A 15037-nucleotide genomic window follows, 5' to 3' on the forward strand; every position below is an offset into this window, starting at 1 on the left:
ACAGCCCTGCCGCCCGAGCCCCCGACCCCCGCGACCCGCCAACCCGCACCCCGCCACAGCGTGCAACGGAAGGTAGGGCGTCAGGGCGAAGTCACGGTCATCGGCATGCACTTCTACATCGGCATGAATCACGCAGGAGAACAGATCCACGTCCTCTACGACGACGAAACCATCATGTTCTTCGACGCCCGCGGAACCGAAATCATCAGCCACCCACGCCCGCCCAAAGGAACCGTCTACATCGGCCGCAGCGGCCCCAACAAGCAACCGTCCACGAAGTCCTGAGACATGAACCGTCCACGATCAGTTGAGACATGAAGTGTCAACGATGAGGTGAGACATCACAGAGCTGGGAACGGCCATAACTGATAGAGCAACAGGTCAGTTGGGCTCTTTGGCACCGGCGGGCACCGGGGCCGGCCGGGTGAGCAGCCAGGCAATCCAGATGCCGAGGATGTAGAGCGGGGCGCCCATGAGGAGCCGGGTGGTGGCGAGGGCGGCGAATCCCTGCTCCCCCATGAAGTACAGCGGCACCTGCACGACGAGCCGCAGGACCAGCACGGAAACTATCACCCACGTGCCGAGGCTGTAGGCCTTGACCCGTTTCGGGTCCTTGCGCCAATCCAGGCCCTCGTTGCGGATGAAGCCGAAGAGCAAGCCGGCGATCGGCCAGCGCACGGCCACGGAGATGGACATGGCCAGGATGGAGCCGATGTTGGTGAAGAACCCCAGAACGTAGAAGTTCTCTGCCTTGCCGGTCGAGGTGGCCAGCCATGCGGAGAGTCCGACGCCGATGAAGCCCGCCAGCGCCTGCGTCAGCGGTTTGCGCTGGAGCAGCCGTGCCACTGTGAAGACGGCGGCGACCGCCAGGGAAGCGATAACAGCCAGCGTCAGGTTTTCCCTGTCGATGGTGAAGGCAATCAGGAAGACGAGGCCAGGCAGGATGCTCTCGGCGATGCCCTGGATGCCGCCGGCGCTCTTAAGCACGTCGATGTTGCCGTTGCTCGACCGGTGCAGGCCGGCCTTGGCCGCATAGTCCTCGGCAAGCTGGGCGACCGTGGGCTGGGCGACGGTGGGCTGGGAAGCAACAGATGGGGAAATGTCCGGGTTACCGCCTGCGGTTTTCTCCGGCTCCTGCTGGCCGACGGCCCTGTCTTCCCGCTGGGGGGCCCGCTCGGGGTGTTCGGGCAAGGTCATTGCTCCTCCTGGCGGGAGAGTATTTCGTAGCGGGGATTAAAGATCGTGGGCAGCCCGTCGCGCATGGTGACCATGCCTTCGAGCCTGAGCTCTGTTCCGGCGTCGACACCGGGGATCCGGCGCCGGCCCAGCCATACGACGCGCAGCCGCTCCTTGGGGCCGGCGGGCCGCTGGCGCTGCGAGCCGGGACGCACCCGGTGGGTGGACACCCCGTTGGCCGGCAGGCTGCTGGCCGCAGCGGCTCCGGCGCCGCCCTTGCCACCAAGGGCCGGGAAGCGGGTGACAGGAGCGGGCGTGTCGTGATCGATCAGGATCGCGATAAAGGATGCCACCTGGTTAGCGGGCACGTACGTGACGGACTCGATGAAGCCGTGGCACAGCACGCGCCCGCGGTCCGGCAGGTCCCGGACCGACATGGCGGCGGCGGCTTTCCTGCCGGCGGCATCAGCCAATCTGGGTTATCTCCGGTCCGCGTTCGGGCTGTTCGAATTCGGGGGCCGCCTGCGGCGACGGGGCGGCCGCGGTGTCCTTGGGCAAGCGCAGCTGCAGCAAATCACGCGGCGGCATGGGGTTCTCGCCGCGGACCACGACGATCTGCCGGAAGAGCCCTTCCAGCCCGGCCGCGGCGTCGCGGTCCAGTGCCGCCTCGCCACCGAAGACGCCGCGGAGGAACCAGCGCGGGCCGTCGACGCCGATGAAGCGGGCCACGCGGTACCCTTCGCTGCCGTCCGCGCCACCGGCGGGAAGCTTGGCCACGAGCTCGGTGCCGAAGCTGCCCTCGACCTCCTCGACCTGGCCGCCTTGGCTGCCGACCGACTGGCCGATCTGCTCACGGATTTCATCCCACAGGCCCTCGGAACGGGGGGCAGCGAAGGCCTGCAGCTGCAGGCTCGAGCCCTCCAGGTCCATGGTGACAGCGACGACGCGCTGGCTCGCCTCTTCAACTTCCAGGCGGAGCTGGAGGCCCTCACGGGGTGCGATCAGCAGCGCACCGAGGTCCACGTACCCGTCTTGGTCGTCGATTTCCGAGACGTCGAAGGGGCCAGTCGCGGCCCGGCCGGCAGGTTTGGCTGCGTTCCCGGCCGGCGTCGCGGCGGCGTCAATAGCAGCTTCGGTGGCCTCGCCCGGCTCTGCCGGCTGCTCCTGCTTGGCTTTCCTGCCGCGCCCAAAAACCATGGGGTGTCTCCTTCAGTTGTGATCCTGTACCGCCGCCCGGCGCCATCCTGGCGTCTGTCCGCGTGGCCGCCCGCTGCCCTGCGGCCGCCTGCTTATTTTTCCCTGCACCGCTGATCTTGCCTCAGCGCCTGTGTTAATTCCGTGCCTGTGTTAATTCCGTGCCTGTGTTGCTTTCAGTGCACATGCGGCACTGCAAAATCCCGAATGGGCTCCCGTCGCCGGGCCGGGGCCTGCGCTCAGGCCGGTCCGCCGAAACCGCCGGTGGAGCCGAAGCCGCCCCCGCCGCGAACCGAGCCGTCGAGCTCCTCGACCGGGAGGAACCTGGCGTACTCCACACGCTGAATGACCATCTGTGCAATTCTATCGCCGCGGCGGAGCTCGATCGCCTCGTTCCGGTCCGTATTGAGCAGTGTCACCGCGATTTCTCCGCGGTAGCCGGCGTCCACCGTGCCGGGGGCGTTCACCACCGTCAGTCCGTGCTTGGTAGCGAGACCCGAACGGGGGTGGATCAGCGCAACGAAGCCGTCCGGGAGCGCAATCGAGACGCCTGTCGGAACGAGGCGGCGCTCCCCTGGCGCGAGGACGACGTCCTCGCGGGCGCGAAGGTCGGCGCCGGCGTCGCCCGGGTGCGCATACGACGGCGGCTCGAGCCCGTCGTCGAGCATTTTCAGCTGTACCGTCAAGGTGGGCGTTCCGTAGGCTGCGTCGCTGGCCGTCAATGCGGCACTGGCGACGGCGGTGTTTTCTTCAGTCACAGTCCCTCACTCTAACGCCCGCAAGGAACATCGTCCTAGCCGCCGCTGGCCTGCCCCCCGCAAGCGGCCTGCGGGATTGGAGCGGGCTTGATGCCGCGTTGGAGCCGGACCGGGGCCGAGATGAAATAGCCCGGGAAAGATGAAAAGCTGTGCTTATGCCCGAATCCAGCGCATCTGCGCCTGCCCCGAAGAACGCCCCGAGCGACTCCACTGTCCTGTACGCCGAGAAGCTCTGGCCGAACTTCTGGATCTGGCTGGTGTCGGTATTGTTCTCCAGCGCAGGGATCCTCATGCTGGCGCCCATCAGCATCTGGGCCGGCATTACCGCGGCGATCGTGCTCTTCGTCGTCATCTCCGTGCTGCTGGTGCTGTCCACACCGTCAATCACTGTCACCAGGACCACTCTGAAGGTGGGCAGGGCCTCTATTGAACGCGGGTTCCTAGGCAACATCACGGCGTTCCGCGGCAAGGAAGCGACGGCGGAACGGGGCACGCGGCTCAATGGGCTGGCGTTCCTATGTATCCGTGGATGGGTAGATCCGGTGGTCCGAATCGAGATCGAGGACCCGTCGGATCGCACCCCGTACTGGCTCACGTCCACCCGCCACCCGGAACAACTGATCGCCGCGCTCAACTCCTAGTTCCCACCGCCTCTTTCCCGCTCCTGCCTGCCCGCTAACCAGCTCCAAACCGCCTTCTAGCCGCTTGGTTCCCGGGTTCCTGATCAGGGCTGCCGCCTGCCTAGCCCTCGCAGTCCTTGCAGTACTTTAGGCCGTCTTTTTCGCGGGCAATTTGCGAACGGTGGCGGACGAGGAAGCAGGAGGCACAGGTGAATTCGTCTGCCTGGGCGGGCATGACCCGGACCAGCAGTTCCTCCCCGGACAGGTCAGCGCCGGGAAGTTCGTAGCCTTCGGCAAGGTCGGACTCATCTTCATCCACCACGGCGGAAGGCTTCTCCGTACGCCGTGCCTTCAGAGCCTCAATCGAATCCTCACTGAGGTCCTCTTCTGTCTTACGCGGCGCATCGTAATCAGTCGCCATTATTTGTTGCTCACACTCCGCATTCGTTCGGTTGATTCGCCGTTCCAGGATGGCCCCGGGATGGTAACCCTGGGGTCCGGGCGCGGTTCACCGTTGTCAACGCCGGACATGCGGTTTTTGTGCCCGGTGTCGGTCATTTTTGCTTAAGCGCCTCCCGAATGCCAGAGGCCGCCGGCCTCCTCCCCACGATCTCTTCCGCAGACCGGCCAAAACCGGCGGAAAGTCGCGGAAAATCACGGCGCGCCTGCCGTCCTAACCCGAAATGCGTCCCGCTGGTGGCAGAGTTTCGATTGTTAGTAATGCCAGGGTGGAGGATTTGTATGCAGGATCTACGGCTTGTAGGCGTCCACGACGACGGAGAGCATCTCCTGTTGAGTGGCGCCGGCGGCGAGATGTTCCAGCTGCCGATCGATGAAGCACTTCGGGTGGCAGCCAGCAGGATGTCGGCGAAGACCGCGTCCAGTGCGGCCGCGCCCCCTATTGCCATGTCTCCGCGCGACATCCAGACCAGGATTCGCAACGGAGCCACCGCCGCCGAAGTGGCGGAGCTGTCCGGAATTCCGCTGGAGAAAGTCCAGCGCTATGAGGGCCCAGTCCTGGCCGAACGCGAGTACGTCGCCCAGCAGGCCCGCAAGGTGGAGGTGGCCTCCCCCGCCCCGGGCCACGACGTCTACCGGTCCGTGTTCGGTGAAAACCCGGCGTCCCTCAGCGACATGGTCGAGCACCGCCTCAGGGCCTACGGCGTCGAACCCTCAACACTGGAATGGGATTCCTGGCGGCGTCCCGACGGCAGCTGGAACGTGGTGGCCCGCTTCGAGCCCAAGCCCGGCGGGCCCGCCGGGATCGGCGAGGAGCCGCCGGCCATGTGGACCTTCCATCCCGCCCGGAAGTCCCTGCAGAACGCCAACCGCTGGGCCCAGCAGCTGAGCGAACTTGAGCCCCTCGAGGGCCCCGTGCCGACTCGGCGCCTTACGGCCGTCTCCGACCGGCCCTTCGACTTTGAAACCGACGCTGAGGCCGCGGCCCGCACGGCGACCGGCCAGCACAGCATTATTCACCAGATGCTGCTTCAGCAGGACCGGATCCACCAGGAACAGGACGCCGACGGGCTGCTGGACATGCTCCGTTCCCGCCGCGGACAGCGGATCGGAGTGGACGAGGACGCGGACGATGCCCTGGCCACGCTTCTGACCACCGGCGTCCCCGCGGCCCACCCGCGTCCGGCAGAGGTGCCCGAAGTGCCCGATGTTGCACAACCGACGGAGCCGGAGCCCATTTCCGAAGCCGCTGCGGCTGACGACCCCGACCCTGCCGAAGCCGACCCAGCCGTAATCAACCCAGGGCAGCAGGAGGTTCCGGCACTGGAGGCGGCAGCCCCGTCGGAAACCGATCCCTTCACGCGGCGGCGCGACGGAAGGCCGTCAATGCTTTCCCGGCTGACCCTCGCACCGCGCCTCCCGGAGGAGGACGATGCCCTGAAACTGCACGACGGCGTCAGCACCGAGACTCGGGAAGTCACCATCGCGGCCTCGCAACTGCGCCCGGCGGCCAAAGCCCCCACCGCAAGCCCCGGCCTGGATGAATTGATCGGCGGCGGATCGTCCCGGCGGCAGCACCGCGAGTCCCAGGTCGCTAGCCGGAACGACGCCGGCGCCGAGCAGCCTGAGCGCCAGCCGGCCAAGCCGAAGCGGTCAAGCGTTCCGAGCTGGGACGAAATCGTCTTCGGAACCCGCAACGACCAATAAGGGCGCCAGTACAAACGCCGAGGAACGGCTCCGAACAGCCGGCAGGGCGGCCATTCAGCCCCGAGTCGGTCCAGGGTTTCAGACCCGGATCTTCGGCCCGAATTTCAGGCATAGCGCGTCAGCCGCGGCGCTTTCTTACCGTCAGCTTGGAAGCAGAGCAACGGGACTTCCCGTTCGGCTTTCGTCAGCGACCCGTGCTGACCCACGACCTCCAGGGCAGTGGGCCGGACCCGGCGCGCATCGTAGAGCGCCAGCGAGTCCCGGGCCGCGATCATGATGTCGCCGATCCGCAAGGCGGCCTCGGCCCGCACGTCACCGAACAGCCCGCCCGCGATCGCTTCCTCACGGGTGAAGGCCCATATTCTGTCCCCGAAACGGGACCGCCAGTTTGCCAGCAGGCGGGCGCGGGCGGCGTCGTCCCTTCCATCCTCGAGGTACAGGTGGACCATCCGCGGCTCGCCGGCGGTGTGGCGGACGCCGGCGAGGAGCGCCGGCTCCGCGGAGTAGTCGATCCGCTGCGACTCGGGCACGTCCACCATTCCGTGGTCCGCCGTCAGCAGCACAGTGGTGCCGGCCGGCAGTGTGGCGGTGAGCCGCCGCACCGTGGCATCGAGTTCTTCGAGCTGGTGCTCCCATTGGGGTGACTGGCAGCCGTGGCGGTGCCCGGCCTTGTCGAGTTCATTGACATAGAAGTACATCAGCGAGGGCCCGGCGCCGGCCATGGCCTCGGCGGCCGCTTCGGTCCGGGCGTGCGATGTGGTTCCAGTGAGGAAACGGCCTCCGCGAAGCGCGGCCTCGGTCATGGCCGACGTGCTGAACTGCGGGAGGCTGACGGTCGTGACATCGACGTGCCCCGCGGCCCTTTCGAACACGGTGGGGAACGGCTGCCACGTCCGCGGGTCCACGCCGGCGTCCCAGTTGCCAAGCATGTTCACGACCCGGTCCTGATCCGGGTCCAGGACGTCGTAGCCCACCATGCCGTGCTGGCCCGCCGACAATCCGGTGCCAAAGCTGGCGAGGGAAGCTGCGGTGGTGGACGGGAACGCCGAGTCCAGCGACACGGGCACTTGGCCCTGGCCGGCCTGCAGGACCGTGCGCAGGAACGGGGTGTGGGCGATCTTCTGCTTCAACAGGTTCCGGCCCAGTCCGTCGGCCAGCACCACGCAAACGCGTTTGGCGGGCGGAAGATTCAGTTTGTTCTCGAATCCCGGGACTCCCAGGCTTGCCGCGGCGCTGGTCATGACTTCGGCGATGGACCGGTGTCCGAATGCCGGGGCGGCCGGGAGCGGGGACGAACCGACTCCGGACGCCACCGGGACGGGCAACGCGACACCGGTGGCGGCCAGGCTGGGCCTTAGCACCGGATCTGGCAGCTGATCTTGGGCGGGTTCAGGTTGACGGACGCGAGCCATGTCAGCGTTGGTGGCCGCGGCTGAGGCGGTTCCCGAACACACCCATCCGTGGTCGGGGCGGCAGGCCGGGCCCGTTGTGCGGGACGGGGGCCGCGGAGCCGGTGTTCACGGCACGCAAGGCGCGGGCGAACAGCTTCGCGTCCTGCACGGCCTGCAGACCGTCTGCTTCGGCACTGATCCGCAGGACGATGTCTTCCTGCGCGATGGTGCCGCTGTAGCCATGATCGGCCTCGCACTGCGGGTCCCCGCAGCTGGCCGGGCCCATGTCGAGGCGTTGGCCGCCGGACCACGCGATGGACAGCGTCAGCTCCCGGACAGGGTCGGAGGGCTTGTAGTCCTGCGGCTGGGCGTAGACGTAGCTCAGGACCACCGAGCGGATCTGGGTGACGGGGACGGACTCGGTCGACACCTGGGCGACGGTCTGCTCACCGGCGTCGTCGAGCTGCTGGTCATCGACGTGGGTGATGACCAGCATGTCATCGGTCAACACCAGGACAGTGATGTGGCGGCGGACCTCGGCGCGATCGAAGTGGGTCTCGAGGTGAACCAGGTGGGCCACACAGTCGCGGCCGTCCAGGGCATCGGCGACGACGTCAGCCACGAGCCGGGGGTAGAAACCGGCCTGCTGGAGCGACCCTTCCAGACTCTGGCCCTGCGCACTGTGGTCATGGAGGCCGTGGTGGTGCGCGGTCTGGCGTGCGGGGGCGGTCGCCAGGGGCTTGGGTGTTGAAGGCTGGGAGCTCATAGTCTCCATTTTCACAGATCGGCAGGGGACTTGCTAACTGCCGGCCGCGAAGGCCGACGTCGGCTGAGGCCGCTGACCGGGCCGCCCCGGCATCGACGGGGCCTAGCTGCGCATCGCCCGGCGCGCGCTGTCCGTCCGCTGGGCGGCGTTCGCGATCCTGACGTCGGCGGCAAGGATCGAGGCGCCGTCGGGCCCGGCGAGGACGGGATTGAAGTGCACCAGCGCGATCTCCGGATGGTTGTCCTTCAGCCTGGTGAGGCGCGCGGCGAGATCCTCCAGGGCCATGACGTCTACGGCGGGCAGGCCCTGATACCCGAAGAGCTTCCGCGACGCCCGGGGCGCCCGGATGAAGTCCTGGACGTCGGAGCCGGAGAGCGGCGGCACGCGGTGGGCCCAGTCATCGAGCAGGTTCACGGCGTCGCCGGCCAGGCCGAAGGAGATCACGGGGCCCAGCAGCGGGTCTTCAATGGCACGGAATGTGCAGGCCTGCCCCACGGGCACCATCGTCTGCACTTCGAGGGACGGTGAGCCGTATCGCTCAAGTGACTTGCGCATCTGCAGCACGTTGCGCCGCAGCGAATCGGCGTCCTGGATGTCCAGCCGCACGCCGCCGAGGTCCAGCCGGTGCCGCAGGGCGGGGTCCGTGGTCTTTAGTGCCACGGGCCAGCCGAGCTGCTCGGCCGCTGCCACGGCCTCCTCTGCCGTCTCGAACCCGACGGACGGAACCAGCCGGATGCCGTAGTGGCCCAGCAGCCGCGCGGCCGTGTCCTGGTCCAGCCGGACGAGCTGCTCGCCGCCCACATTGCGCAGCAGCTGCTCCAGGTCCGCCCGGGCAGCCTCCGGGTGGCAACCTTCGGGTTCCACGAACAGGCCCTGATCCCGGTCCAGCCACTGGGCGTAACGCACGACGGCGGCCAGGGCCGCCACTGCCGCCCCCGGGTTGGAGTAGCACGGAACAGGTGGAGCAAGCAGGGGCTGGTGTGGTTGGTCCGGTTCCGCGCCGACCATGCCTTCCACGTAAATGGAGGGATCAAGGATTCCGCTAAAGGCGGCAACCACCGGTTTGCCGGCCGCCGCGGAGCATTCGGCCAGCACGCCGGCGATCTTTTCGACGGTGAGACCGTGCGCCGGAAGCAGCGCCACCACGGCCGCATGCACAGTCTCCGCGGTGAGGGTTTCCTGCAGGCTCCGCCGCAGGGCTGGCAGCGCCCGGGACATGCCGGCGTCGAGGTCAACGTCGGCAACAATCCGCTCCACCCCGAGCCCCTGGCGGGTGGCACTGTCCGCGACCACCTTGCCAAGGGCGCGCGAGTTGCTGAAAACGGCGACCCCCGCGCCCTTGGGCAGCGGCTGGCTCGACACGATCTGGGCGACGTCCATGAGCTCTTCGATGGTCTCGACCCGGATCACGCCGGCTTGCCGCATCATGGCGTCCAGCGCTTCCGGGGGCGCCTGCGTGGTGCGGACGGCGTGCCCGGGCGGCAGGTTCAGCCCCATGGCGTCGGACTTGGCCACGATCACCGGTTTGGTCCGGGCCAGGCGGCGGGCGAGCCGGGAGAACTTGCGCGGGTTGCCGATCGATTCCAGGTACAGGCCCACCGCCGTGGTGTCGGCGTCGTCCTCCCAGTACTGCATCATGTCGTTGCCGGAAACGTCGGCACGGTTGCCGGCGGAGAGGAAGGTCGAGATACCCACCCGGCGGCGGCTGGAGGCGGCGTAAAGGGAGACGCCGATCGCGGCCGACTGGCTGAACAGCCCCAGCCCGCCCCGCCGGGCCAAGGCGGGCGCCATCGAGGCGTTGAGCGACACGGCCGGGTTGGTGTTGACAATGCCCAGCGACGCCGGGCCGATCACGCGCATGCCGTCGGCGCGGGCCTGCCGCACCAGTTCGCGCTGGCGGGCCAGGCCGCGTTCGCCGTCGTCCGCGTACCCGGCGGTGGCCACCACGATCCCCTTGACGCCGGCGGCGGCGCATTCCTGGACTACCTTGGGGACCTCGTCGTACGGGACCGCGATGATGGCGAGCGTAACCGGGCCGGGGACCTCGGACAGCCGGGCGAAAGAGAGCATGCCGGCGAGCTCCAGAGCCTCCGGGTTGATCGCATAGACCGGGCCGCTGAACCCGCCTTCAATGACGTGTTCCAGGAGCTGGTAGCCCACAGTGCCCCATTTGCGGCTGGCTCCGATCACCGCCACGGAGGACGGGGCGAGCAGTTCCTGGATGCTGCGGGCCTCGGCGCGGTGCTCCCGGGATTCCATCACGGCGCGGGACTTGTCGGTGGGGTCGATGTTGAACTCAAGGCTGACCACGCCGTCGTCGAAGTGCCGTTTGACGTCGTAGCCGGCATCGGAGAAGACCATGAGCATCTTGCGGTTCTCCGGGAGCACCTCGGCGCTGAATTTGCGGATCCCGTTTTCGCGGGCGGCGGCGGCGAGGTGTTCGAGCAGGATCGAGCCGATGCCGCGGCCCTGGTGGGCGTCGGCGATGTTGAAGGCGACCTCGGCCTCCGCCGGGTCCTCGAGCCGGTCGTAACGGCCGATGCCCAGGATTTCGCCGCCGATGGTGATCACCAGGGCCACCCGGTCCTTGTAGTCCACCTCGGTGAAGCGCTCGAGTTCTTTGCTGGACAGCTTGGACTTGAAGGCGAAGAAGCGCATGTAGATGGATCGTTGGGACTGGCCCACGTGGAAGGCCTGGACCGCATCTGCATCGGAGGGGTGGATGGGGCGCACATGCGCTGTGCCGCCGTCGCGCAGGACAACATCGGCTTCCCAATATTCCGGATATACGCCGTCCGCCGGCTGATCCACCATAGGCTTAGCCTAGTCATAAACTTACGCAGTACCCGTTCAGCACCCCCTCAGAAGGATCCACCAGCCTTATGGCACGCCGCCAAACCACGCCCCCGGCAGGGGAACCCAGTCCGGATTCCGCAGGAATGTTCGTAGAGAACATCGTCGATATCGATGTCACTTCCGAGATGGAAGGCTCGTTCCTCGAGTATGCCTATTCGGTGATCTACTCGCGGGCCCTCCCGGACGCCCGCGACGGGCTGAAGCCCGTGCAGCGGCGCATTCTCTACATGATGTCCGACATGGGGCTGCGCCCGGACCGCGGCCACGTCAAGAGCGCCCGCGTGGTGGGCGAGGTCATGGGCAAGCTGCACCCGCACGGCGACGCCGCGATCTACGACGCCATGGTCCGCATGGCCCAGGACTTCTCCCTGCGGCTGCCGCTGATCGACGGGCACGGAAACTTCGGCTCGCTCGACGACGGCCCCGCGGCCCCCCGCTACACGGAGGCCCGGCTGGCCGCCGCGGCCCTGACCCTCACGGACCACCTCGACGAGGACGTCGTCGATTTCGTTCCCAACTACGACAACCAGCTGACCCAGCCGGACGTGCTGCCGGCCGCGTTCCCCAACCTGCTGGTCAACGGCGCCACGGGCATCGCCGTCGGCATGGCCACGAACATGGCCCCGCACAACCTCGTGGAAGTCATCGCCGCCGCCCGGCACCTGATCGACAACCCGGACGCCACGCTCGAGGACATCATGAGGTTCGTCCCCGGCCCGGACCTGCCCACCGGCGGCCGGATCGTGGGCCTGGACGGCATCCGCGACGCCTATGCCACGGGCCGCGGCTCCTTCAAGACCCGGGCAAAGGTGGACATCGAGCAGCTCTCGGCCCGCCGCACCGGCCTGGTGGTCACAGAACTGCCGTACATGGTGGGCCCGGAGAAGGTGATCGAGAAAATCAAGGACGCCGTCAACGGCAAGAAGCTCACCGGCATCAGCGACGTCGTGGACCTCACGGACCGCAAGCACGGCCTGCGCCTGGTCATTGAGCTCAAGAACGGCTTCAATCCCACTGCTGTGCTGCAGCAGCTCTACCGCTACACCCCGATGGAAGACTCCTTCGGCATCAACAACGTCACGCTGGTCGACGGCCAGCCGCAGACCCTCGGGCTGCTCCAGCTGCTCTCGGTCTACGTGGACCACCGGATCAATGTCGTCCGGCGCCGCACCGCCTTCCGGCTGGGCAAGAAGAAGGACCGCCTGCACCTGGTCGAAGGCCTCCTGGTAGCGATCGTGGACATCGACGAGGTCATCCAGATCATCCGGTCCTCCGACGAGGTTGCCGCGGCCCGCACCCGGCTGATGTCCATTTACGATCTCTCCGAGATCCAGGCCAACTACATCCTGGAACTGCGGCTCCGGCAGCTGACCAAATATTCCCGAATCGAGCTGGAGAAGGAGCAGGAAGAGCTCCGCCGGGAGATCGCGGAGCTTGAGGCTATCCTGGGCTCCCCCGCGCTGCTCCGCGCCCTGGTGTCGGACGAACTCGGCGAGATCGCGGAGAAGTACGGCACACCGCGCCGGACCGTGCTGCTGGAATCCGAGGCCGTCTCCCCCACCGTGGCAGCCGCAGTTGCCGCAGCCACCGGAGCCAAGGGCAAAGCCGCACCGCTGGCCCTTGAGATCGCGGACGATCCTTGCTGGGCCATCCTCACCGTGTCCGGGCAGATCGCCCGCACCGCCAACCAGGACAGCCTGGCCGAGGCCGGTCCGAGGACCCGGCATGACGTTTTCTCCTCCGTGGTCAAAACTACCGCCCGCGGCGAGATCGCAGCCGTAACCTCGCAAGGCCGCATGCTGCGCCTGCAGGTCATGGACATGCCTGTGCTGCCGCCGACCTCGGGCACGCCGAACATGGCCGGCGGCGTGCCGGCCAAGGACTTCATCACGCTCCTCAAGGGCGAGTCGCTGGTGGCCTTCGCGCCGCTGGACCACGTCCTCGCAATCGGAACCGCCCAGGGCGTGGTCAAGCGGGTGCAGCCGGACTATCCGCTGAACCGCGAGGACTGGGAAGTGATCGCGCTCAAGGACAAGGACACCGTAGTAGGCGTTGCGCCCGCCGGGTCCGACGACGAGGACCTCGTCTTCATCACGCGCCAGGCCCAGCTGCTGCGCTTCAGTGCCTCCGCCGTCCGCCCACAGGGCCGGACCGCGGGCGGCATGGCCGGGATCAAGCTGGCCGCCGGGGACCGGGTGATGTTCTTCGGGGCCGCCAGTCCCGCTGATGCCGCCGCCGTCGTCGTGACCATCGCTGGAACGGACGGCGCCCTGCCGGGCACGGCCCCCGGGGCTGCGAAGGTCACCGCGCTGGCCGAATACCCGGTCAAGGGCCGGGCCACTGCCGGGGTGCGGGCCCATCGCTTCCTCAAGGGCGAGGACACGCTGCTGCTCGGCTGGGCCGGCCACGGCCCGGCCAAGGCTTCCTCGCTGGCCGGCGTGGCGCGCTCACTCCCCGGCGAGCACGGCCGCCGCGACGGCTCCGGAATCCCGCTGTCCCAAGCGATCGACGCGATTGGACCCAGCATGGCCTGGTCGGAGGAACCGGAAGCCGGCACCGACCCATAGTCCCGGGGACGCACGAAGCCCGGCCGGAAGCGCTTTCGCGATCCGGCCGGGCTTTGTGACCTTGGGTTGTGTTTGGGCTCCTGTCCGGGGTCTGTGTCCGGGGTCTGTGTCCGGCAATCTCAGTCCCGGCAAGGCCGTGCCTGCATCCAGCGGCCAGACGCTAGGCCATGTGGACGAGGGTCAGGATGTTGCCCTCCGGGTCCAGGAACCACGCGGCCGAGCTTCCGTCCGGAGTGGTGGCGATGCTGTCCTCGGTTTTTAGGCCCGGGAAATCGTATTCCTCGAAAACGACTCCCTTGGCGCGAAGTTCCGCAACAGCGCCCGGAAGGTCATCGACCATCCAGCCGATCTGGGTGTTCTTCGCCGTTCCGGCATTGGGCGTCTGGTACAGCAGGAACGCGGTTCCTCCGCCACATTTGTACTGCAGGTTGTCCTCGGCGTCCGAGTTTTCGGGTTCGAGCCCGAGCTTATCGCGGTAGAAATCCCGTGCACGGGCGATGTCCGCTGCCGGTAGCACTGCGCCGACTTGCTTGTCCTTGAGCATGGCTATTCTCTTTCCAGGCCCGCCCCCCGGAAGGAATAATACTCCTTCACCTGCCCTACGTAACTGAGAAACTGCTCGCGGGTTTCCCGCGGCCGCCGGGGGTGTGGCCGGGACGTCAGCCCAGTGTCATGCGGCCCCCGGTAACGCGACATCTGTCACGCGGCAGCCACTGGATCTGTCGGCCGGAAGTAGTGGATGCGTCGTGGCTGCCGGCGGGGGTCGAGGTGGGGTGGCGGGATGAACCAGGGATCCCGGTTCGGATCTGGATGGTCCAGTGTTCCTTGTGGATCACGTGGTGGTGATGGGAGCAGAGCAGGGTTCCGTTGTCCGTTCCGGTGGTCCCGCCGCGGGACCAGTAGGTGATGTGGTGGGCCTCGCACCAGGGTGCGGGGATGGTGCAGCCGGGAAAGGCGCAGCCCTGGTCGCGGGCGATGAGGGCCTTGCGGATATGGGGCGGAAAGATCCTGGAGGCCCGGCCGATGTCCAGGATCCGTCCCTCGCCGCCGAGGAGGACCGGGATGATGTCCGCGTCGCAGGCGATCTTGCGGACGGTGGAGGCGGTGACGGGGCCGGTGAACAGAAGCGCCCCGGTGCCCGCCGGGCAGGGTGACTGGCGGAAGCCTGCGGGGATGGTCTCTGGCGTGGCGCCGGTGCTGTCCTGGAGGCGGGTGAGCAGGTCCCGGTAGTCGATGGTCACCATGACCTGGGGACGGAGGCCGCCCGCGGCCGGCAGGGTTCCGGCGGCGAGTGCGAGCTTGCAGGCGCCGACCAGGCCGTCGAGCAACTTCTGCGGCCGGGAGCGCAGGTCCAGGACCGGCAGCTCGGGGTCCTCGTCCCGGGCGGCGGTCCCATCACCGGGGCCGGGCGGATCCTCCGGAGCGGGGATGGCACCCGACGCGCCCGCCCCCGCCGGCTCCTCGGCAGCACGGGACACGCAGGCCGTTACGCGGGCGGCGGCAGCACTGACCGAAGCCTGACCGGTGGTGGCAGCACTGACCG

12 protein-coding genes and 2 pseudogenes are annotated in these 15037 nt (G+C 67.8%); 4 read left to right on the top strand and 10 right to left on the bottom strand.

Annotation, left to right across the window (positions count from 1 at the left end; all coding sequences use genetic code 11):
- A pseudogene (locus tag BLQ10_RS22590) lies at nucleotides 1-285 on the top strand (IS481 family transposase); the annotation flags it as partial.
- Nucleotides 286-381: 96 nt separating this feature from the next.
- Here BLQ10_RS22590 and BLQ10_RS21840 read toward each other — a convergent pair.
- The 4 genes from BLQ10_RS21840 to dut form a co-directional block, all read right to left on the bottom strand.
- The gene (locus BLQ10_RS21840) at nucleotides 382-1197 is read right to left on the bottom strand and encodes a DUF3159 domain-containing protein (protein ID WP_091565085.1); all 816 of its coding nucleotides are present in this window, start codon (nucleotides 1195-1197) and stop codon (nucleotides 382-384) included.
- Entirely contained in the window at nucleotides 1194-1649 is a 456-nt protein-coding gene (locus BLQ10_RS21845) for a hypothetical protein (RefSeq protein WP_091565086.1), read from the bottom strand. The genes BLQ10_RS21840 and BLQ10_RS21845 overlap by 4 nt, the downstream gene beginning before the upstream one ends.
- The gene (locus BLQ10_RS21850) at nucleotides 1642-2373 is read right to left on the bottom strand and encodes a DUF3710 domain-containing protein (protein ID WP_091565087.1); all 732 of its coding nucleotides are present in this window, start codon (nucleotides 2371-2373) and stop codon (nucleotides 1642-1644) included. The genes BLQ10_RS21845 and BLQ10_RS21850 overlap by 8 nt, the downstream gene beginning before the upstream one ends.
- A gap of 236 nt (nucleotides 2374-2609) precedes the next feature.
- Nucleotides 2610-3128, bottom strand: coding sequence for a dUTP diphosphatase (gene dut / locus BLQ10_RS21855; protein ID WP_091565088.1), 519 nt, complete (start codon nucleotides 3126-3128; stop codon nucleotides 2610-2612).
- A 155-nt stretch (nucleotides 3129-3283) separates the two neighbouring features.
- Here dut and BLQ10_RS21860 point away from each other — a divergent pair, with 155 nt between their 5' ends.
- The gene (locus BLQ10_RS21860; protein WP_091565089.1) at nucleotides 3284-3769 is read left to right on the top strand and encodes a DUF3093 domain-containing protein; all 486 of its coding nucleotides are present in this window, start codon (nucleotides 3284-3286) and stop codon (nucleotides 3767-3769) included.
- 100 nt (nucleotides 3770-3869) lie between these two features.
- Here the strand turns inward: BLQ10_RS21860 and BLQ10_RS21865 are convergent, their stop codons facing one another.
- Entirely contained in the window at nucleotides 3870-4169 is a 300-nt protein-coding gene (locus BLQ10_RS21865; protein WP_090581900.1) for a DUF4193 domain-containing protein, read from the bottom strand.
- A 320-nt stretch (nucleotides 4170-4489) separates the two neighbouring features.
- On the opposite strand from BLQ10_RS21865, the gene sepH reads away from it, so the two are divergent.
- Nucleotides 4490-5914 carry a septation protein SepH gene (gene sepH / locus BLQ10_RS21870; protein WP_091565090.1) on the top strand — a complete coding sequence of 475 codons (1425 nt, stop codon included), beginning with the start codon at nucleotides 4490-4492 and terminating at the stop codon, nucleotides 5912-5914.
- A 104-nt stretch (nucleotides 5915-6018) separates the two neighbouring features.
- On the opposite strand, the gene BLQ10_RS21875 is transcribed toward sepH, so the two are convergent.
- The 3 genes from BLQ10_RS21875 to BLQ10_RS21885 form a co-directional block, all read right to left on the bottom strand.
- Entirely contained in the window at nucleotides 6019-7326 is a 1308-nt protein-coding gene (locus tag BLQ10_RS21875; protein ID WP_254785716.1) for an alkaline phosphatase family protein, read from the bottom strand.
- Between the two features lies 1 nt (nucleotide 7327).
- Nucleotides 7328-8071, bottom strand: a complete 744-nt coding sequence (locus BLQ10_RS21880) for a DUF5998 family protein (protein WP_091565091.1) — start codon at nucleotides 8069-8071, stop codon at nucleotides 7328-7330.
- Between the two features lie 102 nt (nucleotides 8072-8173).
- The gene (locus BLQ10_RS21885; protein WP_091565092.1) at nucleotides 8174-10885 is read right to left on the bottom strand and encodes a bifunctional acetate--CoA ligase family protein/GNAT family N-acetyltransferase; all 2712 of its coding nucleotides are present in this window, start codon (nucleotides 10883-10885) and stop codon (nucleotides 8174-8176) included.
- 68 nt (nucleotides 10886-10953) lie between these two features.
- Between BLQ10_RS21885 and BLQ10_RS21890 the strand changes: the two genes are divergently transcribed.
- Complete coding sequence (locus tag BLQ10_RS21890) at nucleotides 10954-13494, top strand: DNA gyrase/topoisomerase IV subunit A (RefSeq protein ID WP_091565093.1); 2541 nt, start codon at nucleotides 10954-10956, stop codon at nucleotides 13492-13494.
- A gap of 160 nt (nucleotides 13495-13654) precedes the next feature.
- Here the strand turns inward: BLQ10_RS21890 and BLQ10_RS21895 are convergent, their stop codons facing one another.
- The gene (locus BLQ10_RS21895) at nucleotides 13655-14038 is read right to left on the bottom strand and encodes a VOC family protein (RefSeq protein ID WP_091565094.1); all 384 of its coding nucleotides are present in this window, start codon (nucleotides 14036-14038) and stop codon (nucleotides 13655-13657) included.
- 155 nt (nucleotides 14039-14193) lie between these two features.
- Nucleotides 14194-14855, bottom strand: a pseudogene (locus tag BLQ10_RS21900) (DUF222 domain-containing protein); the annotation flags it as partial.
- Between the last annotated feature and the right edge of the window lie 182 nt (nucleotides 14856-15037).

This window comes from Arthrobacter sp. ok362, assembly GCF_900102785.1.
Taxonomy (GTDB): Bacteria; Actinomycetota; Actinomycetes; order Actinomycetales; family Micrococcaceae; genus Arthrobacter.

What these genes read in the sequence shown, in the direction of transcription:
- BLQ10_RS21840 (WP_091565085.1), bottom strand. Translation starts at nt 1,197, where the DNA reads ATGACCTTGCCCGAACACCCCGAGCGGGCCCCCCAGCGGGAAGACAGG.
- BLQ10_RS21850 (WP_091565087.1), bottom strand. Translation starts at nt 2,373, where the DNA reads ATGGTTTTTGGGCGCGGCAGGAAAGCCAAGCAGGAGCAGCCGGCAGAG.
- BLQ10_RS21860 (WP_091565089.1), top strand. Translation starts at nt 3,284, where the DNA reads ATGCCCGAATCCAGCGCATCTGCGCCTGCCCCGAAGAACGCCCCGAGC.
- BLQ10_RS21865 (WP_090581900.1), bottom strand. Translation starts at nt 4,169, where the DNA reads ATGGCGACTGATTACGATGCGCCGCGTAAGACAGAAGAGGACCTCAGT.
- sepH (WP_091565090.1), top strand. Translation starts at nt 4,490, where the DNA reads ATGCAGGATCTACGGCTTGTAGGCGTCCACGACGACGGAGAGCATCTC.
- BLQ10_RS21875 (WP_254785716.1), bottom strand. Translation starts at nt 7,326, where the DNA reads ATGGCTCGCGTCCGTCAACCTGAACCCGCCCAAGATCAGCTGCCAGAT.
- BLQ10_RS21880 (WP_091565091.1), bottom strand. Translation starts at nt 8,071, where the DNA reads ATGAGCTCCCAGCCTTCAACACCCAAGCCCCTGGCGACCGCCCCCGCA.
- BLQ10_RS21885 (WP_091565092.1), bottom strand. Translation starts at nt 10,885, where the DNA reads ATGGTGGATCAGCCGGCGGACGGCGTATATCCGGAATATTGGGAAGCC.
- BLQ10_RS21890 (WP_091565093.1), top strand. Translation starts at nt 10,954, where the DNA reads ATGGCACGCCGCCAAACCACGCCCCCGGCAGGGGAACCCAGTCCGGAT.
- BLQ10_RS21895 (WP_091565094.1), bottom strand. Translation starts at nt 14,038, where the DNA reads ATGCTCAAGGACAAGCAAGTCGGCGCAGTGCTACCGGCAGCGGACATC.